General features: G+C 65.3%; 18 protein-coding genes. 12 read left to right on the top strand and 6 right to left on the bottom strand.

Going from position 1 to position 18071, the window contains the following annotated elements:
* Window positions 1-53: 53 nt before the first annotated feature.
* From VI234_RS05925 to leuS, 4 genes are all read left to right on the top strand, one after another.
* Window positions 54-1610 carry an ABC transporter ATP-binding protein gene (locus VI234_RS05925; RefSeq protein WP_008307228.1) on the top strand — a complete coding sequence of 519 codons (1557 nt, stop codon included), beginning with the start codon at window positions 54-56 and terminating at the stop codon, window positions 1608-1610.
* Window positions 1607-2887 (top strand): ABC transporter permease, encoded by a 1281-nt coding sequence (locus VI234_RS05920; RefSeq protein WP_008307229.1) that lies wholly within the window; start codon window positions 1607-1609, stop codon window positions 2885-2887. The genes VI234_RS05925 and VI234_RS05920 overlap by 4 nt, the downstream gene beginning before the upstream one ends.
* 10 nt (window positions 2888-2897) lie before the next feature.
* Complete coding sequence (locus VI234_RS05915) at window positions 2898-3944, top strand: ABC transporter permease (protein WP_008307230.1); 1047 nt, start codon at window positions 2898-2900, stop codon at window positions 3942-3944.
* 327 nt (window positions 3945-4271) lie between these two features.
* The gene (leuS, locus tag VI234_RS05910; protein WP_336329499.1) at window positions 4272-6950 is read left to right on the top strand and encodes a leucine--tRNA ligase; all 2679 of its coding nucleotides are present in this window, start codon (window positions 4272-4274) and stop codon (window positions 6948-6950) included.
* On the opposite strand, the gene VI234_RS05905 is transcribed toward leuS, so the two are convergent.
* Together VI234_RS05905 and VI234_RS05900 are read right to left on the bottom strand one after the other, a co-directional pair.
* A complete protein-coding gene (locus VI234_RS05905; protein ID WP_336329498.1) occupies window positions 6951-7400 on the bottom strand; it encodes a GIY-YIG nuclease family protein in 450 nt (149 codons plus the stop codon).
* Between the two features lie 6 nt (window positions 7401-7406).
* Window positions 7407-7697 carry a hypothetical protein gene (locus VI234_RS05900; RefSeq protein WP_336329497.1) on the bottom strand — a complete coding sequence of 97 codons (291 nt, stop codon included), beginning with the start codon at window positions 7695-7697 and terminating at the stop codon, window positions 7407-7409.
* A gap of 91 nt (window positions 7698-7788) precedes the next feature.
* On the opposite strand from VI234_RS05900, the gene VI234_RS05895 reads away from it, so the two are divergent.
* The 5 genes from VI234_RS05895 to VI234_RS05875 all read left to right on the top strand — a co-directional run bounded on the left by VI234_RS05895 (window position 7789) and on the right by VI234_RS05875 (window position 10919).
* Window positions 7789-8421: a rhomboid family intramembrane serine protease gene (locus tag VI234_RS05895; protein ID WP_336329496.1), complete on the top strand. Its 633-nt coding sequence runs from the start codon at window positions 7789-7791 to the stop codon at window positions 8419-8421.
* A 100-nt stretch (window positions 8422-8521) separates the two neighbouring features.
* Complete coding sequence (locus VI234_RS05890) at window positions 8522-9952, top strand: lamin tail domain-containing protein (protein WP_336329495.1); 1431 nt, start codon at window positions 8522-8524, stop codon at window positions 9950-9952.
* A complete protein-coding gene (locus VI234_RS05885; RefSeq protein ID WP_336329494.1) occupies window positions 9952-10239 on the top strand; it encodes a DUF3006 domain-containing protein in 288 nt (95 codons plus the stop codon). The genes VI234_RS05890 and VI234_RS05885 overlap by 1 nt, the downstream gene beginning before the upstream one ends.
* 58 nt (window positions 10240-10297) lie before the next feature.
* The gene (locus VI234_RS05880) at window positions 10298-10465 is read left to right on the top strand and encodes a DUF7837 family putative zinc-binding protein (protein WP_336329493.1); all 168 of its coding nucleotides are present in this window, start codon (window positions 10298-10300) and stop codon (window positions 10463-10465) included.
* Window positions 10466-10613: 148 nt separating this feature from the next.
* A complete protein-coding gene (locus VI234_RS05875) occupies window positions 10614-10919 on the top strand; it encodes a hypothetical protein (protein ID WP_336329492.1) in 306 nt (101 codons plus the stop codon).
* 100 nt (window positions 10920-11019) lie between these two features.
* Here the strand turns inward: VI234_RS05875 and VI234_RS05870 are convergent, their stop codons facing one another.
* A complete protein-coding gene (locus VI234_RS05870; RefSeq protein ID WP_336329491.1) occupies window positions 11020-11757 on the bottom strand; it encodes a ribonuclease H-like domain-containing protein in 738 nt (245 codons plus the stop codon).
* 405 nt (window positions 11758-12162) lie between these two features.
* On the opposite strand from VI234_RS05870, the gene VI234_RS05865 reads away from it, so the two are divergent.
* A complete protein-coding gene (locus VI234_RS05865) occupies window positions 12163-12537 on the top strand; it encodes a universal stress protein (RefSeq protein WP_336329490.1) in 375 nt (124 codons plus the stop codon).
* Here the strand turns inward: VI234_RS05865 and VI234_RS05860 are convergent.
* The 3 genes from VI234_RS05860 to VI234_RS05850 are packed head-to-tail and all read right to left on the bottom strand — an operon-like array spanning window position 12534 to window position 14391.
* Entirely contained in the window at window positions 12534-13262 is a 729-nt protein-coding gene (locus tag VI234_RS05860; RefSeq protein ID WP_008307239.1) for a ParA family protein, read from the bottom strand. The two genes, VI234_RS05865 and VI234_RS05860, sit on opposite strands and share 4 nt — an antisense overlap.
* A 42-nt stretch (window positions 13263-13304) precedes the next feature.
* A complete protein-coding gene (locus VI234_RS05855) occupies window positions 13305-13733 on the bottom strand; it encodes an HIT family protein (RefSeq protein ID WP_336329489.1) in 429 nt (142 codons plus the stop codon).
* Between the two features lie 34 nt (window positions 13734-13767).
* Window positions 13768-14391: a uracil-DNA glycosylase gene (locus VI234_RS05850; protein ID WP_336329488.1), complete on the bottom strand. Its 624-nt coding sequence runs from the start codon at window positions 14389-14391 to the stop codon at window positions 13768-13770.
* A gap of 104 nt (window positions 14392-14495) precedes the next feature.
* Here VI234_RS05850 and VI234_RS05845 point away from each other — a divergent pair, with 104 nt between their 5' ends.
* Both VI234_RS05845 and ileS read left to right on the top strand, forming a co-directional pair.
* Window positions 14496-14666 carry a DUF4177 domain-containing protein gene (locus VI234_RS05845; RefSeq protein WP_008307242.1) on the top strand — a complete coding sequence of 57 codons (171 nt, stop codon included), beginning with the start codon at window positions 14496-14498 and terminating at the stop codon, window positions 14664-14666.
* 87 nt (window positions 14667-14753) lie between these two features.
* Window positions 14754-17957 (top strand): isoleucine--tRNA ligase, encoded by a 3204-nt coding sequence (gene ileS / locus VI234_RS05840; protein WP_336329487.1) that lies wholly within the window; start codon window positions 14754-14756, stop codon window positions 17955-17957.
* Window positions 17958-18071: the final 114 nt, after the last annotated feature.

Raw genomic sequence — 18071 nt, 5'->3', positions numbered from 1 at the left:
CCAGACATGTGGAACCGTGAAGTTAAAACAACGGGAAGGTAACGGCTCAGAGTATGGAACAGGCCGTCCACCTCGATGGTATTACAAAGCGGTTTCCGGGGGTAGTCGCGAATGACGACGTCGATCTGGCGGTTGAGAAGGGGACGGTTCACGCACTGCTCGGCGAGAACGGTGCGGGAAAAACCACCCTGATGAACGTCCTCTACGGGCTCTACCAGCCCACCGAGGGGACGGTCAACGTGCACGGCGAGACACAGCAGTTCGACTCGCCGCGCGACGCCATCGACGAGGGTGTCGGTATGATCCACCAGCACTTCATGCTGGTCGATCCGATGACCGTCACCGAAAACATCACGCTTGGGAACGAGCCCCGCAAGTGGCTTGGACTCACGGTTGACAGTGAACAGTCCCGAGAACAGGTCCGTGAACTGTCCGAGCGGTACGGGTTCGACGTGGACCCCGACGCTCGCATCGAAGACGTCGGCGTCGGCGTCCAGCAGCGCGTCGAGATCCTCAAAGCGCTCTACCGCGGCGCAGACGTCCTGATTCTGGACGAACCGACGGCAGTACTCACGCCACAGGAAGTCGAGGACCTCTTTCGCGTGCTCGAAGAGCTGACCGACCAGGGCAAGACGATTATCTTCATCACGCACAAGCTCGGCGAGGCGATGGAGGCTGCCGACGAAATCACCGTCCTGCGCGAGGGGAAAAACGTCGGGACGGTGCCCGCCGACGATATTACTCGGGAGGAACTGGCCGAGATGATGGTCGGCCGGGAGGTGCTGCTGGATCTCGACCGGGAGCCCGCCGAGCCGGGCCGGTCTATCCTCGACGTCGATGACCTCGTCGTGGAGGACGACCGGGGCGTCCGCGCGGTCGACGGGATTTCGCTCGAGGTCCGGGCCGGCGAGGTACTCGGTATCGCTGGCGTCGACGGGAACGGCCAGTCGGAACTGGTCGAAGCGATCACCGGGCTCCAGATGCCTGACGAGGGGACGATAACGTACGACGACGTCGACCGGACCACCGACAGCCGTCGGGAGCGCATCGAGGCCGGGCTGGCCTACATCCCGGAAGACCGACAGGAGCGGGGACTGGTGATGGACTTCGACCTCGTCGAGAACGGCCTGCTGGGGAGCCAGCACGCGGCCGACTACACCTCGAAGGGGCGCATCGACTGGAACCACACGCGCGACCACGCGGAGGAGATAATCGAAGAGTACGACGTTCGGCCGCCGGATGCCAACGCCCACGCCAAGTCCCTCTCCGGCGGGAACCAGCAGAAGTTCGTCGTCGGCCGGGAGTTCGCCCGGGACCCGCGTCTCGTCGTCGCCTCTCACCCCACCCGCGGCGTCGACGTAGGGTCGATGGAGTTCATCCACGACCAGATCAACGCGCTCCGCGAAGCAGGACGGGCCGTGTTGCTCATCTCCTCGAACCTCGACGAGGTCCAGTCGCTCTCGGACCGTCTTGCCGTCGTCTACGAGGGCGAGATCGTCGACATCGTCGACCCCGAGCGCGTGACCGAGGAACAGCTCGGACTGCTGATGGCCGGGCAGCAACCTGACGCCGTCCCGACCATTGCGGCGAACGGGGAGGGTCACCAATGAGCGACGACGGCCCGTCGCGGAACGGCGACGACCCGCCGGCACCGGCCTCGGACGACCGATGGTCACAGTACCGGCAGCGACTCATCAGGCTGGGTCAGACCTCCGTCGGCGAGCGGATTCTCATCGCCGTCTCGGCGCTGTTGCTATCTCTCGTCGTCGGGACGATTATCGTCACCGCTGCGGGACTGATGGCGACGTGCCGGTCGCCGGTCCTTACCTTCGGTTCCACGACGCTGTGCTACGACCCGTTCTACGTGTTCAACCGCCTGTTCCTCGGCGCACTGGGTGACCCCTTCACGGGCGGCTGGTCGCCGCTGAACGCGCAGTTCGCGGCGACACTCCGGGAGACGACGATTCTGGTGTTCACCGGACTCTCGGTGGCCTTAGCCTTCCGTGCGGGCATCTTCAACATCGGGACGCAGGGCCAGCTCATCATCGGCGCGCTGGCGGCCGCACTGACGGTGCTGTGGGCCGGCTCGCTGGTCTCCGGAACGATCGCGCTCGTTCTGTTCATCCCGCTCGGGCTGCTCGCCGGCGCGATCGGCGGCGGCCTCTACGGTGCGATACCCGGTGCGTTGAAAGCCTACGCCGACGCGAACGAGGTAATTACCACTATCATGCTCAACTTCGTCGCTGTCCGGGTCTCGCTGTATCTCGTCCGGAACCACTTCGCCGACCCGACGAGCCAGGCGACACAGACCCGAACACTGCCCGTCGAGGGGCAGTTCCCCTCGATACTGTTCGACCCGCGGACGGACTTCTCCTTGCTCGCGCTCCTGATTGCGCTCGTGTTCGTCGGCGGCGTCTACTACCTGCTCGAACACACGGCCTTCGGCTACGACCTGCGGACCGCCGGCATCCAGCCCGCGGCCGCGGAGTACGGCGGTGTCGACTCCGCCCGGACCATCCTGACCTCGCTGACGCTGTCCGGTGCGCTCGGCGGCATCGGTGGGGCCGTGTTCGTGATGATGACCCTCGGGAAGTTCCAGACTGGCATCCCGAGCTACGGCTTCGACGGGATCACCGTCTCTATCCTCGCCGGCAACAACCCCATCGGGGCCGTCTTCGCCGCGTTCCTCTTCGGCGTCCTCAAATCCGGGTCGAACGTGGTGGCGTTCGCGACTAACGTGCCGCCACAGTTGGTCGGTGTCCTGCGCGGGCTCATCATCCTGTTCGTCGCGATGCCGGAGTTCTTCCGTATCATCGGTCGGCGGCTCGCAAGGGGACAGAGCGACAGACAGGCCACCGCGACCGCGGGAGGTGGTGCCGATGACTAACGACAGCGCAATGGATCGGCTCTCGTCGATGTCAGGCCGGCTGTTCATCGCCGCCGCGGCGGTCCTCTCACTGGCCGTCCTCGCCGGCTTCGGCCTCCTTGCGCCGGCGTCGACGCCCGGGCAGATATTCTGGGTACTGGCCTCGAAATCGACGCTGTCCTCGACGCTACGGCTCTCGGTCCCGATCGTGCTGGCCGCGCTCGGTGGCATCTTCGCCGAGAAGAGCGGCATCATCAACATCGGGCTCGAAGGCCTGCTCATCATCTCGGCCTTCGCAGCTATCTTCGGGGCCGACGCCACCGGGTCGCTGTGGCTCGGGTTCCTCATCGGCATCGTCGCGTCGACGCTGCTCGCTGCCGTGTTCGCCGTCGTCTGTATCGAGTTCCGCGCCGACCAGATCATCGCCGGCCTGGCCGTCTGGCTCATCGCGCTCGGCCTCGCGCCGTTCGCCTCGCAGGTGTTCTACGGCGGGCCGAACACCAGCAACGTCGGCACCTTCGATACGATAACAGTCCCAGCGCTGGCCGACATCCCGTTCTTCGGCGCGCTGTTCGACGCCTCGCCCGCGGTGTACATCATGTTCCTCGCCGTGGCGGCGTCGTGGTACGTGCTGAACCGCACCACCTTCGGCCGCTGGGTCCGGGCCGCCGGCGAGAACCCGAAGGCGCTGGACACCGCTGGCGTCGACGTGTCCCGCGTCCGCTACGCAGCCGTCCTCCTCTCCGGCGTTCTCTCGGGGATGGGCGGGGCCGCGCTGGCCATCAACATCGGCCAGTTCACCGGCAACGGCCCGACGATGGTCAACGGCAAGGGGTTCATCGCCATCGTCGCCTATCTGTTCGGCAACTACAACCCGGTCGGCGCGCTGCTGTCGACGACGCTGTTTGCCGGCCTCGACGCCGTCCAGTTGCGCCTCCAGACGGCCGATGTCATCGCCGTCCCCGATTCACTGGTCCAGGCCATTCCGTTCGTCGCCGTCATCGTCGTCCTCGCGCTGGTGGGCAAAACCCGCCTGCCAGAAGCCGCTGGCGAGCACTACGAGTCCGGCGAGGAATGAGCTAGGAACAACCTTCTCTGGACTTGTTTCTGCCCGCAGCAGTTGATCGAATGCGAACAGCCAGAAAGCCCCTGCCGTCTCGGCTCCCGCGACTCGCTGTCGTTCGAGAGAGCGAAGCTCTCTCGTGATGACGAAAGACGCTTCGCGTCTTTCGAACCACCCCCGAGTTCAGCCAGGGCGAGAGCTTCGCTCTCGCGGGCAATCGGACGCTGCGCGTCCGATGACAGCCGGGGCTTTCTGGCTGTACACAACCACTGTCTCACTACGACTCGCCACCTTTCCTAGCCGAACACTCATGTGCGCGGCAGGCACAGGACGAGGTAGCAAATGTCGCGCCGATATGACCACGCCCGGGTTCAAGAGTACTGGCAGCAGGCCTGGGAGCGAGACGAGGTCTTCGAGTGCCCCACTGACGCCGCGGACCCGACGTACGTGCTGGGGATGTTCCCCTACACGTCCGGCTCACTGCACATGGGACACATCCGGAACTACGCTATCACCGACGCGTACGCCCGATACCGGCGGATGGCAGGCGACGACGTACTCCACCCGATGGGGTGGGACGCCTTCGGCCTGCCGGCGGAGAACGCGGCCTACGAGCGGGACACCGACCCCGAATCCTGGACTCGGACGTGTATCGACCAGATGAAAGACGACCTCCGGGAGATGGGCTTTGGCTACGACTGGTCCCGGGAGATCACCACCTGCGACCCCGAGTACTACCAGTGGAACCAGTGGCTGTTTACCCAGTTCTACGACGAGGGACTGGTCGATTACGGCGCGGCGACGGTAAACTGGTGTCCGGATTGTGAGACGGTGCTTGCTGACGCACAGGTCGAGACGTCACCGGAAGCGGACGAGGGCGAGACGACTGCCGGCACCGGCCACAGCCACACTCACGGCGGCGGCGTCTGCTGGCGCTGTGGCACCGGCGTCGAGCAGCGCGACCTCGACCAGTGGTTCTTCGCCATCACCGACTACGCCGAGGAGCTGTATCACGGGCTGGACGACCTGGAGGGCTGGCCCGACGGCGTGCGGGACAGCCAGCGCAACTGGATCGGCCGCCAGGAGGGTGCTCGCGTCTCGTTTACCGTCGGCCACGACGACCACGACACCGTCGAGGCGTTCACGACGCGACTCGACACGGTGTACGGCGCGACGTATCTGGCGCTCTCGCCGGGCCACGACCTCGCGCGAGCGCTGGCCGACGAGGACGACGCCGTCGCCGAGTACGTGGAATCAGTGGCGAGCACGGACGACGCCGGGATGAGCGGCGTCGAGACGGACCGCACCGCGACCCACCCGTACACCGGCGCGGAACTGCCGGTGTACGTCGCGGCATACGTGCTGGACGACGTGGGCACGGGCGCGGTCATGGGCGTGCCGGCCCACAACGAGCAGGACCACGCCTTCGCCGCGGAGCACGACCTGCCCGTGGAACAGGCTGTCGAACCGGTCGACGGCAGCGGAACGGACCTCCCGCACGCGCCCTACACCGGTGACGGGATGCTCACGGACAGCGGCGAGTACGACGGCCTCGCCAGTTCCGCCGCCCGCGAGCGCCTGCGCGAGCACGAAGCTGCCGAGTCCGCGGTGACCTACCGCCTGCGGGACTGGCTCATCTCCCGCCAGCGCTACTGGGGGACGCCGATTCCCATCGTCCACTGCGACGACTGCGGCCACGTCCCGGTTCCCGAGGACGACCTGCCGGTGGAACTGCCCGACTACGTCCAGACGACCGGGAATCCACTCGATGCCGCTGAGGAGTGGAAACAGACGACCTGTCCCGACTGCGGGGCCGACGCGGAGCGGGAGACGGACACGATGGACACGTTCGTCGACTCCTCGTGGTACTTCCTCAGGTATCTCTCGCCGCACTTCGAGGACGCCCCCTTCGACCAGGAAACCGCCGACGAGTGGCTCCCGGTCGACGTGTACGTCGGCGGCGAGGAACACGCGGTGCTCCACCTGCTGTACATCCGCTTTTTTACCCGCGCGCTGTCGGACATCGGCCTGCTGGACCGCGAAGAGCCCGTCGACCGGCTCATCAACCAGGGGACGGTGCTCCACAGCGGCGAGAAGATGTCCAAGTCCAAGGGCAACGACATCGCGCCCCACGAGTACGGGGCCGAGACGACGCGGCTGTTCGTCCTCTCGGCGGCCCACCCCTCTCAGGACTTCGAGTGGACTGTCAAGGACGTTTCAACGGCCTACGATTTCCAGCAGACGCTGTACCGACTGGTCGCCGAGTACACCGACCGAACCGAGACCCGGACCGAGAGCACCGACCACGATGCCTATCTGGAGCGGGAAATCGACCGGACCATCGCGGCTGTTACCGAGGAGTACGACCGCTTCCGGTTCCACCGCGTCGTCAGCGAACTCCAGCGGTTCGCCCGCCTGCTCGGGCGCTACGCCAGCTACGACCGGCCCTACCAGTTCGCCTACGGCCGCGGCTTGCGGGTGCTCGCCGGCTTAGTTGCGCCTATCGCGCCGTTTCTCGCCGAGGAGATGTGGCAGCTACTCGACGAGGACGGCCTCATCGCCGAGAGCCGCTGGCCGGAACCGCTGCGAGATGTGACCGACTACCGCATCGAGCGCCAGGTCGTCCGCCGGACGCTCGACGACGTGCGCGAGATCACGGAGGTCGTCGACATCGAGGCCCCGAACGAGATCGAACTCGTCGTCGCCGCCGACTGGAAGTACCGGGCCTACGAGATCGCCCGCGAGTCCGACCCTGACGACGCTATCGTGGGCGAAATCATGGCCGACGAAGATATCAAACAGCACGGCGACGCGGCCGCCGAGTTCGCCGACCGACTGGCCGACCGCGGGGCGGGACTCGAACCGATTATCGACGGCGAGCGCGAACTCGACACGCTCCAGCAGGCCGCGTGGCTGTTCGAAGACGAGTTCGAGTGTGAGGTGGTCGTCCGGCGAGCCTCACCGGACGACGACCTCGCGGCTAAAGCGCGGCCGAACAAGCCCGCGATCCACATCTCCTGACTACTCGGTCGCGGCCGCTGCCCCCTCTTGAGCGCTCTCGTGACCGTCGGTCACCGCACTGAGCAGCCTGTCCCGCTGCTCGTGGTATATCAAGTGCGAGCGACAGTCACAGTCCGAACAGCCGAAGGCGTCGATGCGATCGAACCCCTCCGCGCTGGGCCTGTCGACCTGCTGGGCGACGGCGCATTCGATGTCGGCCTCGGTCGTGATGACCCGGTCGACGGTCGTCGCCGCGTCACCGAGCAAATAGTCGATGTGCCAGTGGCGGGTGTCGTTGTCGCCGGCGGCGACCGCGCGGTGGCGGTCGATGCGGCCGAAGCCGCCGCTGCCCAGTGCGCTCCCGGTGTAGGCGTACCAGCCCGCTGGAAACGCTTGCTCGCCAAGCGCGCCGACCGTAATCGGCCCGCTGGTGTCCCGTTCGAGTACCAGCGTGTAGGTGCCGCCAGGCATGTCCACTCAGGTCCCGATATCGGGGTCAGCGGCGAGTTCGCCGAACCCGTCGATACGGAACGGCCGGGAGTCGGTGCAGTCCTCGTTCTCGGCGGCGAGTTCGCCGATGACCCAGTTGAACTGGCGGTCGAACCCGTCGTAAGGCGCGTCCGCGAGCAGGTCGGTGACGCGGTCGCTCGTCAGGTCCTCGTCGTACTCCTCGGCGAAGGCGGCGATGTTCTCGGCGGCTTCCTGTGCGACTGCTTCGTCGGTCTCGTCGGCGAACGCCGTGGCGAGCGTCTCGCTCAGATCGGACATACACGAGTGGACGCGACGACGTCACGTATGCGTTCTGAAACGGCGCGGGCGTCCGAGCGTTTCTTGTATCGCGGGCGACAATCCCGGCCCAATGAAGCCGCTGCGTGAAAGCCCTACTGTGGTCACGCTGGCCGTTATCGTTGGTGTGTTCCTCGCCCAGCAGGCCGCCGGCGTGGTCACCGCTCCGCGGGGCCTGTTTGCCCTCTCGCCCCCGTTGCTCGCTCGCCCGTGGACACTCGTCACCAGCGTGTACGCACACGCCGGCCTGTCACATCTCCTCGCAAACGCCGCCGGGCTGGCCCTCGCTGGCGTCGTCCTCGAACGACGGACAACGCCGCTCCGGTTCCACGCCTTCTTCGTCTCGACCGGCGCACTCGCCGGCGTTTCACAGGTTTCGGTAACAAGTCTCCTCGGCCCGCTTGTCCCAGGGATGGTCAGCCACGTCTCCGTGCTTGGGGCCAGCGGCGCGGTGTTTGGCCTCTTTGGCTATCTGCTCGCTGCCAACCGCCTGACTGACACCGTCATCGGCGGATTCGAACTCGCGCCGCGCGTCCAGTTGACGCTGGCCGGCATCGTCGCCGCCGCGATCACGCTTGCGACCGCCAACCCCGGTGTCGCGCTCATCGCGCATTTCACCGGCCTTTTGCTTGGATTCCTTTCCGGACGTGTCCATCTGCTGCGGCCGACGGACTCGCCACAGATGCCGGACGCTGCGAACTACTGAGCCACGTCTAGATCTTCCTGTAAATTGCTGTGCTATACACTTCCCGGTGGCACGTAGTTGGTAAATGCTACCAAATAACTCGGCTGCGTAGGCCGATGGGATGGGACGGAGTCGCTGGGTTGGGACACTGCTAGTCGCGGCGCTACTGGTACTTGCTGGCTGTAGCGGGATCGCGGCCAACGGCGGGGACGGCGGCGCGAACCCGCCGACCGCCACCGAGACGGCAACGCCGAACACGCCTTCACCGGGCGAAGCAAACGGAACGCTAGAGGTCCACTTCATCAACGTCGGCCAGTCGGCGGCAACCCTGCTGGTCAGCCCCGACAACGAGACGATGCTCATCGACTCCGGGGACTTCACCGACGACGGCGAGCACGTCCTCCAGTACCTCGACCGGCAGAATATCGACCGCATTGACCACTTCGTCGTCTCGCACAACGACGCCGACCACATCGGCGGCAACGCGGCCGTTATCAGGCACTACGAGACCGAGGAAAACGGTATCGGCGCGGTGTACGACCCCGGTATCGGCGCGAGCACGCAGACCTACGAGCGATACCTCGACGCCGTCGAAGCCCACAACGTGACGCTGTACGAAACGCGCGAGGGTGACCGGATTCGCTTTTCCGGCGTCGAGACGACTGTGCTCGGCCCGCCGGAGCCGTATCTGGAAAACGAGGCCCGAAACGAGAACAGCATCGTCCTCCGTATCGAACACGGCGAGACGAGCTTTCTCTTTCCGGGCGACGCGGAGGACGACCAGGAAGAGTATCTCGTCGAGAGGTACGGGACAGAACTCAGATCGACGGTGCTGAAAGCCGGCCACCACGGCAGTGCGTCCAGCACGAGCGGGCCGCTGCTTGACGCTGCTAGCCCCCGAACCGTTGTGGTTTCGAGCGCCTACGACTCGCAGTACGGTCATCCAAGCAACGAGACGCTCCAGCGACTCGCCGCGCGGTCGATTCCGACGTACTGGACTGCTACCCATGGCGACATCGTGCTGGCCAGCAACGGGACTGCCGTGACCGTCAGCACGCAGCAAGCAGCGCCGACCGAACCGCTGTCGCTGCGTTCCGGTGACCCGATTGCGCCCGACGCGACTGACCCGGTCACGCAGCGAGCGACCTACCTGGCCTGCTCGTCCCCACGGACTGACACGCCGGTCGCGACTGACGGCGGAACATCCACCGAGAACACGAGCGGCGACCTCGTCATCGACCGGGTTCGCGCCGACGCGGCGGGCGACGACCGGGACAATCTCAACGACGAGTACGTCGTGTTCCGGAACGCGGGCGCGGAACCGCTGGAAATGGGCGGCTGGATGGTCGCCGATGAAGCCGACCACACCTACACTGTCCCCGACGGATTCACCCTCGAACCCGGCGACACCGTGACCCTCCACACCGGCAGCGGCACCGACACGGACACCGACCTTTACTGGGGGTCGGGGCGTCCGATATGGAACAACGGCGGCGACACGGTGACTGTGACTGATGCCGACAACGAGACCGTGCTGGAACGGAGTTATTGATGCTACCTGATGGAACTCACACTGCTGTCGTCGACCGAATCGAGGACGGGATCGCCACGCTGGAAGTGGACGCAGCGGACGGGCTGTACGGCCTCGAAATCGAGGCGGCCGAACTGCCGACGGAGGCGCAAACGGCAGATGCAGTTCTAGAAATAACTGTCGAGGATTCGGCGCTTGCGAGTGTGACGTACGAACCTGACGAGACTACCGACCGGGGGAGCGAGGCCCAGCGTCGGTTCGACCGGCTATCGAAGCGGCCGCCGCGGGACGGCGACGACGACACGTAAGGGCCGCACATCTCGTAGGAACTTGGTAACAATATGTATTGAGTGCGTAGCTCAGTGTATGTGGGACAGTGACATAGAGACGACCGACCCACCGCTCGGGAAGTGTCCAGTCTGCGACGTGACGATCCCCGCAGCGAATCTCGTCGTCGCGTACGACACGGCCGGTGACTGGCCGCGAATGCTCGCCGAATGTCCGGACTGTGCGGACGCCGTGAATCCAGTGTGATCTCTCACGGAACAGATCTGACAGTATGGGCTACGTGAATACACATAGATGCGCTGGAGTAACCGCCTATATGTGTAGTAACCACCAATTAGGCGTGGTATACCGTTGTTTCGTCCAATGATACCGAGACCAGACAGGGTGAGTGACGGTGGGGTCATCGAGCGGCGATAACCCCCCGCTACCCCACCAGAGCGACACCGACAGGTTACGACCGTCGGACACCGGTCGATACCTTGACGCGCTTGCGTTTGCAGTCCGCGGGCTCTGGACCGTAACACTCGCCGGTATCCGACCGTTCGCGTTCTGGGGCGCGGTATTACTGCCGCTGCTGTATCTCCCATCGCTCTACGGCGTCGGTACAGGACAGGATACGGTACTGTTTATCGAACTCGTCGTCTGGCACGTCGCCTCTATCGTCCTCGGACACGGACACACGCCCTTCTGGAGTCGATAGCCCGACACGAGCACTCTCAGTAGCACTCTATGGACGTTCGTTATACTCTCTCATTCCACTCGAAACAAAGGGGGTATGGTGAACGTTACCGCCCTCGATATCAGCCGACGAAAACCCGCTCATCGAGCCGGTCTGTCGCGGTCTCGGCCAACGTCTTGAGATTCACCGTGTCCTCACGATTGTACGACACCAGCGTTTCGAGTGCACCGTCGCGGCCCTGCTCGTGTTCCCGCCAGAGCCGCACTGCGTCCCGGCCCGAGATGTCCGGCCGGTCCCGTTCGATGCCGATGTCTTTCTCGACCTGTTTGAGCCCGCCGGAGAGCCCGATTTTCTTGCAGGTGTACATCAGATCCAGATGCGGCCGGTCGAGGTCGATGTCGAAGTTCGCTTCGAGGAAGGGCACGTCGAAGCGCTTGCCGTTGAACGTCACCAGCAGATCCGCGCCGCCGAAGGCGGCCCGGAGGTTCTCGGCGGTCAGGTCGTCGCCGGCGATGAGCGTCTGTGTCTCCCCGTCCTGATGGAGGCTCACCGTCGTCACCTGGTTTCGGTCCTGATCTAGCCCGGTTGTCTCGATGTCGAAAAAGCAGGCCCGCTCGCGGAACGTCTCGTACAGCCGCCAGCGCTCGCCGCTTGGGAACGTGTGGTCGAAGTAGGAGACGTCGGTCTCGGCGACTCGATCCCGTCCCTCGTCGATGAACTGCTGGATTCGGTCGCCGCGCTGCCCGCCGACGACGGACGGTTCGAACTCGTCCCAGTGGGTCACGCCCTGCTCCCAGATGGACCGCTCGGTCTTCTCCCCGACGCCGTCGGTGCCGATGAAACTGTTTTCGACGCGCACGCTCTCGGGTACAGGTTGGGCTGTATGTAAGCCCGTCGGTGCCGGTGGGCTCCCTCACTGTTCGGCTATCGTTGGCGTCGGCGAGTGACTGCTGCTCACCGACACATCGAGAGGATGCTGTCGTACACTGACTGACTCTCTATGGGCACAACAACCGTGCTGTCGCAACTATCACACACTGACTGTGGCCGGTCGAACATCTGTTCGCAGAACGGACAGACGAACAGCGCCGTACTCGTGGTCTCGGATAGAGACATGGCTTCGCAAGACGATCTGTGGGTGAGTAGCCATCCGCTACGTGTATGCTACGCCTGCGATTCCGCCGCTATCTGTATAGCTGCCCGTTCGCTGTGGGACTCTGCGTCGAGCGAAAGCCCGAAGCCGAACGCCGCCACACAGGAACCTATGACGACGTTTCTGCTCGCCACCAGTTCTGTTCACGTCACCGCGGCCGCCGCTGACTACCTGCAGGACCGACTCGATCCAGCGAGTGACGACGATATCGTCGTGGTCGCCGTCCGTGACCCAGCCGCACCCTCACGCGACGCTGGTGACGCCGTCAACGTCGCCCGTTCGCGGCTTGCCGGATTCATGCCCACAATAGAAACGAAGGATGGTGAGCCAGTGACGGAGATCCTGACCACCGTCGACGAGTACGACCCGAACGAACTCCTCATCGGGCCGCACCACGGTGCCGACGACAGCGACGGCATCGGGTCGACGGCTCAGGAACTTCTGGCCCGAGTCGACCGCCCAGTCATCGTCCTCCCACTTCCCTAGCGGGAGAACAGGCCGTCGTCCTCGAAGGTCAGGCCGAGGTCGACATCAAGCAGGTCCTCGGCCATCGCAGCGACGGTCGGTGCGACATCGGAATCGGGGTCCGTCGCAAGTGGTCTGGACGCGCCCGCGCCGATGTGCGGAACCGTGTGTGCGGCGTCCTCGACGGGTTCGCTGTCATCGCCGTGGACACGCGTCGCGACGACGGCAGAGGCCGGCGCACCGATGTCTCGAAGCCGGCCCTGCTGTCTCGGAAGGAGGTCGCCGCCGCGCCGGCTGGCTGGCACCACGAGCGCCCGCCGCTGTGCGGTCGTGGCAGCGGCGACGCCCTGATTCGACGCAATCGGCGGCACGTCGAGCAGGACGTGGTCGTAGCGACCGGCCACCTCCTCGATAACCCGTTCGAGCGTCTGTGCGCTCTCGGCCGTTTTCGCCCGCGCGAGGCGCTCGAACGGCGCGTGGGCCGGACAGAGCGCGACCCGCCCGTCGGCGTCGATATCCCACTCGAACAGCGCGTCGTCGACCGGCACGTCGCCGACGGCCACCGCAGTCACGTCGGCGTCGAGCCGCCCGTCGACGTACGTTGCCAGCCCCTGCGTGCCGAAGGCCGCGTCGACGACGGCGACGGACCGCCCACCCCGGGCCAGCGTCGCCGCCGTTTCGACTGTCAGCCTGGTCGTTCCAGCCCCACCGGTACACCCCACGAACGCGAGCGTCGGAACCCCCATGCGTCGCTGTTGGATTATCTTTCGATAAAAAGATACGGAATTTTACGCCTGCTCGGACACGATGTCGTCCTCGATGTCGTCTAGTTCGTCGTCGGAGAGGTCAGGACGGTCGGTGACCAGCGCGTGGATCGGCCGGCCGCCGTCGTCTTCGAACCGCGGGACGATGTGGCCGTGGACGTGCGGGACTTCCTGGCCGGCCGCCTCGCCGTTGTTGAACGCGACCGTGCTGGCGGGGGCGTCGACGGCCGCCTCGACGGCGGGGACGAGTTCGTGCAGGGTCGACAGCACCTCGCCCGCCACGTCAGCCGGCGTGTCGTTCAGCCGTTCGTGGTGGGCCTTCGGGATGACGAGCGTGTGCCCCGGCGAGAGGGGATTTGCATCGAGGAACGCGAACACGGTGTCGTCCTCGTAGACGGTTCGGCTCGGGATGTCACCGGCGACAATCTGGCAGAAGATGCAGTCCTCGCTCATGGTCGTCCCTGTGTCCGGCGGTCACAAGAAGGTTCTAGGTGTCATCGACACTGGTGACCGTGTCGGCGATGGCCGCCGTGTACTCGTCGTAACTGTAGCCCAGCCGCGAGAGCCAGACCTCCTGATACGAGGGGTGGAGCAGCGGGACCACGGGAACGCTCAGCGCCTCGCTCTGCAGCGGGTCGAGCACGCTGTCGAGAAACCCGTCGAGGCTGTCGTCGTCCAGCGCCAGCACGGTCTTCGTCGCGTGCTTGCCGGTGGTCAGCACCGCCGCTGGCTCGATTGCTTCGACTTCCTCGACGAGGTAGGGGCGGCAGTTCGCCAACTCCGCGTCGGTCGGATCGCGGTTCTCCGGCGGATGGCACTTCACGGCGTTGGTGTAGTAGCAGTCGTCGTGGCCGAACCCGGCGTCGGCGAGCACTTGCCGGACTTTCCGGCCGGAGCGCCGCGAGGTGTAGGCCATCCCGGTCAGGTTGCCGCCCCGCCACTGCTCGGCGTCGGGGTCCCCCTCGGCCGGGCCCTCGCCGATGACCACGAGGTCGGCCGACGGCGGGCCGTTGCCCCACGAGATGCAGGTCCGGCTCTCGGCGAGTTCGGGACAGCGCTGGCAGTCTTCCGCGAGGGCGTTTCGCTCCGCTCCCTCCGGCAACTCTGGCACGTTCGGTGTGAGGGCTGTGAAGGGCAAATCGGTGGCGGTCAGCGCACGATTCAGTCGTCACCCGGCACAAAACGTTTGTCGGTGGCCGCTATCACAACGCGTGTATGCCCTCCTACGAATACAAGACGCTCGATGTCGATACCGGGATGTTCGGCAGCAGTAGCGTCCCGACAGACGAACTGAACGACCTCGGCGCGGACGGCTGGGAAGTCGTCGCGCCGATAACCGAAAACAGCGGGCAGACGGCCGGCTTACTCCTCCAGCGCGAGCGCTAACCGTCGCCGCGGGGTTGCCGACTGCACTGTCTGAACGGCACACACACAATCGATTGTCCTTTATTGCCGGCGGCGGATGGAACGGGTATGGAACGTTTCGCCGCTGTCGACGACCAGTACGACCCCGAGGACGTGGAGGACGGCGTCTTCGAGTACTGGGACGACGTCGACGCCTACGAGCAGACGAAGGCCCACCGGGCCGACGGCGAGGACTACTTCTTCGTCGACGGACCGCCCTACACCTCCGGCGCGGCCCACATGGGGACGACATGGAACAAGACCCTGAAGGACTGTTACATCCGCTACCTGCGGATGCAGGGCTACGACGTCACCGACCGACCGGGCTACGACATGCACGGCCTCCCCATCGAGACCAAAGTCGAGGAGCGACTCGACTTCGAGAACAAGAAGGACATCGAACGCTTCGGCGAGGAGAACTTCATCGAGGAGTGCAAGGACTTCGCCGAGGAGCAACTCGAAGGCCTCCAGACGGATTTCCAAGACTTCGGCGTCTGGATGGACTGGGACGACCCCTACAAGACGGTCAACCCCGAGTACATGGAGGCCGCCTGGTGGGGCTTCCAGCAGGCCCACGAACGCGGGCTGGTCGAGCAGGGCCAGCGCTCCATCAACCAGTGCCCGCGGTGTGAGACCGGCATCGCCAACAACGAGGTCGAGTACCACGACGTCGGCAAGCCGTCGATTTATGTGAAATTCCCTCTATCGGAGCAGGAAGGCAGCCTGGTCATCTGGACGACGACCCCGTGGACCATCGTCGCCAACACCTTCGTTGCCGTCGACGGCGACCTCGACTACGTGGGCGTCGACGCTGAGAAAGACGGCGAAACCGAGCGGCTCTACGTCGCCGAGGCCTGCGTCGAGGACGTGCTGAAAGCCGGCCGCTACGACGACTACGAGGTCGTCGAGGAACTCACAGGCGAAGACATGGTCGGCTGGGAGTACGACCACCCGCTGGCCGAGGAAGTGCCGGACCACGCCCAGGGCGAGGGCTCCGGGCAGGTCTACACCGCTGACTACGTCGAGGCCGACCGCACGGGCCTCGTCCATTCCGCGCCCGGCCACGGTGAGGAGGACTTCGAGCGCGGCCAGGAACTCGGCCTCGAAATCTTCTGCCCGGTCGGCAGCAACGGCGTCTACACCGACGATGCCGGGAAGTACGCCGGCACGTTCGTCCGCGACGCCAACGACACGGTCATCGACGACCTCGACGACAACGGTTTCCTGCTCTCAAGTGAGGAGGGTCACACCGTCCGCGAGGGGCAGTGCTGGCGCTGTGACACCGACATCGTTCGCATTGTCACCGACCAATGGTTCATCACGGTCACCGACATCAAGGACGAACTGCTGGCGAACATCGAGGACAGCGAGTGGTACCCGCAGTGGGCGCGGGACAACCGCTTCCGGGACTTCGTCGAGGATGCGCCGGACTGGAACGTCTCCCGGCAGCGCTACTGGGGCATTCCGATTCCGATCTGGTTACCGGAGGACTGGTCCGGCGACATGGCCGACGCCATCGTCGTCGGCGACCGCGAGGAACTCGCCGAGCGGGTCGACCAGGACATCGACCCCGAGAGCGTGGACCTGCACAAGGGCACGGTCGACGACCTCACCATCACGGAGGACGGCACGACCTACACCCGCGTCGGTGACGTGTTCGACGTGTGGCTCGACTCTTCCGTCGCGACGTGGGGGACCGTCAACTACCCCGAACAGACCGAGGACTTTGAGGAGCTGTGGCCCGCCGACCTCATCATGGAGGCCCACGACCAGACCCGCGGGTGGTTCTGGTCCCAGCTGGGCATGAGCACCGCCGCGACCGGCGACATCCCGTACAAGCAGGTGCTGATGCACGGCTACGCCAACATGCCCGACGGCCGCGGCATGTCCAAGTCCAAGGGCGTCCTCATCGACCCCCACGAGGTCATCGAGAAGCACGGCCGCGACCCGATGCGGCTGTTCCTGCTGTCGGTGACCGCCCAGGGCGAGGACATGAACTTCTCGTGGGAGGAGACCGCCGAGATGCAGCGGCGGCTGAACATCCTCTGGAACGTCGCCCGGTTCCCGCTGCCGTACATGCGTGCGGATGACTTTGACCCAGAGGAAACGACGGTCGAGGACGTTCGGGAGGACCTCGAACTCGTCGACGAGTGGGTCCTCTCCCGGCTCCAGAGCGTGACCGAGGCGATGACCGACTCGATGGAGGACTTCGAGAACGACAAAGCAGTCGACGAACTGCTCGAATTCGTCGTCGAGGACGTCTCCCGGTTCTACATTCAGGTCGTCCGCGAGCGGATGTGGGAGGAGGAAGACAGCGCCTCGAAGCAGGCCGCCTACGCCACGCTCTATCGCGTGCTCGAATCCGTGGCCGCGCTGTTTGCCCCGTTCACGCCGTTCGTCGCCGAACAGGTGTACGGCGCGCTCACCGGCGATGCCGGCCACCCGACGGTCCACATGTGCGACTGGCCCGAGGTTGACGCCGACCTGCACGACCCCGCACTCGAACGCGAGATCGAGGTCGTCCGCGAGGTCGAGGAAGCGGGCTCGAACGCCCGCCAGCAGGCCGAGCGCAAACTCCGCTGGCCCGTCACCCGCGTCGTCGTCGACGTCGACAGCGACGACGTGGCCGACGCGGTCCGCGCCCAGGAGGCCATCATCGCCGACCGACTCAACGCCCGCGCCGTCGAGGTCGTCGGCGCTGCCGATGAGTGGGGCGAACTCCAGTACTCCGCCGAGGCCGACATGAGCGAACTCGGCCCGGCCTTCGGCGACGACGCCGGCCGCGTCATGAACGCGCTCAACGAGGCCCGTGTCGCCGAGCAGTCACTCGATACCCTCGAAGGCACAGTACGCGAGGCGCTCGGTGAGGACATCGACCTCACCGAGGAGATGGTCGAATTCCGCCGCGAGACGCCCGAAGGCGTCACCGGGACGGAGTTCGCCGCCCTCGACGGCGGCGGCGTCGTCTACGTCGACACTGCGCTCACCGAGGACATCGAGAGCGAGGGGTACGCCCGCGAGGTCATCCGCCGGGTTCAGGAGATGCGCAAAGACCTCGAACTGGACATCGAGGAGCGCATTGTCGTGGATCTCGCTATCGACGACGAGCGCGTGGATTCGCTCGTTCGCGAGCACGAATCCCTGATCAAAGAGGAGGTCCGTGCTGACGAACTCGGCAGCGTTGAGGACGGCCACCGCAAGACGTGGGACGTCGAAGGAACCGAGATGGAAATCGCGATAGCACCGGTCGCTGCTGCTGAAGCGTCTGATTAGAACAGCACGCGACCAGCGGGAGCGTGCTGCTTTTTCGCCCACGTTTTTCGAGGAGCGGTTCGCGAGTATCGCGAGCGAACCCGACGCTGAAAAAGGTGGATGCGGGATTACGAT

The sequence above is a fragment of the Haloarcula sp. CGMCC 1.2071 genome, assembly GCF_037078445.1.
GTDB classification, from domain to species: domain Archaea; phylum Halobacteriota; class Halobacteria; order Halobacteriales; family Haloarculaceae; genus Haloarcula; species Haloarcula amylolytica.
This window is presented reverse-complemented; position numbering and strand designations above follow the sequence as displayed.

Bases quoted from the DNA above. Each gene is read 5' to 3' on its own strand.
- VI234_RS05925 (WP_008307228.1), top strand. From the start codon at position 54: ATGGAACAGGCCGTCCACCTCGATGGTATTACAAAGCGGTTTCCGGGG.
- VI234_RS05920 (WP_008307229.1), top strand. From the start codon at position 1,607: ATGAGCGACGACGGCCCGTCGCGGAACGGCGACGACCCGCCGGCACCG.
- VI234_RS05915 (WP_008307230.1), top strand. From the start codon at position 2,898: ATGGATCGGCTCTCGTCGATGTCAGGCCGGCTGTTCATCGCCGCCGCG.
- leuS (WP_336329499.1), top strand. From the start codon at position 4,272: ATGTCGCGCCGATATGACCACGCCCGGGTTCAAGAGTACTGGCAGCAG.
- VI234_RS05905 (WP_336329498.1), bottom strand. From the start codon at position 7,400: ATGCCTGGCGGCACCTACACGCTGGTACTCGAACGGGACACCAGCGGG.
- VI234_RS05900 (WP_336329497.1), bottom strand. From the start codon at position 7,697: ATGTCCGATCTGAGCGAGACGCTCGCCACGGCGTTCGCCGACGAGACC.
- VI234_RS05895 (WP_336329496.1), top strand. From the start codon at position 7,789: ATGAAGCCGCTGCGTGAAAGCCCTACTGTGGTCACGCTGGCCGTTATC.
- VI234_RS05890 (WP_336329495.1), top strand. From the start codon at position 8,522: ATGGGACGGAGTCGCTGGGTTGGGACACTGCTAGTCGCGGCGCTACTG.
- VI234_RS05885 (WP_336329494.1), top strand. From the start codon at position 9,952: ATGCTACCTGATGGAACTCACACTGCTGTCGTCGACCGAATCGAGGAC.
- VI234_RS05880 (WP_336329493.1), top strand. From the start codon at position 10,298: ATGTGGGACAGTGACATAGAGACGACCGACCCACCGCTCGGGAAGTGT.
- VI234_RS05865 (WP_336329490.1), top strand. From the start codon at position 12,163: ATGACGACGTTTCTGCTCGCCACCAGTTCTGTTCACGTCACCGCGGCC.
- VI234_RS05860 (WP_008307239.1), bottom strand. From the start codon at position 13,262: ATGGGGGTTCCGACGCTCGCGTTCGTGGGGTGTACCGGTGGGGCTGGA.
- VI234_RS05855 (WP_336329489.1), bottom strand. From the start codon at position 13,733: ATGAGCGAGGACTGCATCTTCTGCCAGATTGTCGCCGGTGACATCCCG.
- VI234_RS05845 (WP_008307242.1), top strand. From the start codon at position 14,496: ATGCCCTCCTACGAATACAAGACGCTCGATGTCGATACCGGGATGTTC.
- ileS (WP_336329487.1), top strand. From the start codon at position 14,754: ATGGAACGTTTCGCCGCTGTCGACGACCAGTACGACCCCGAGGACGTG.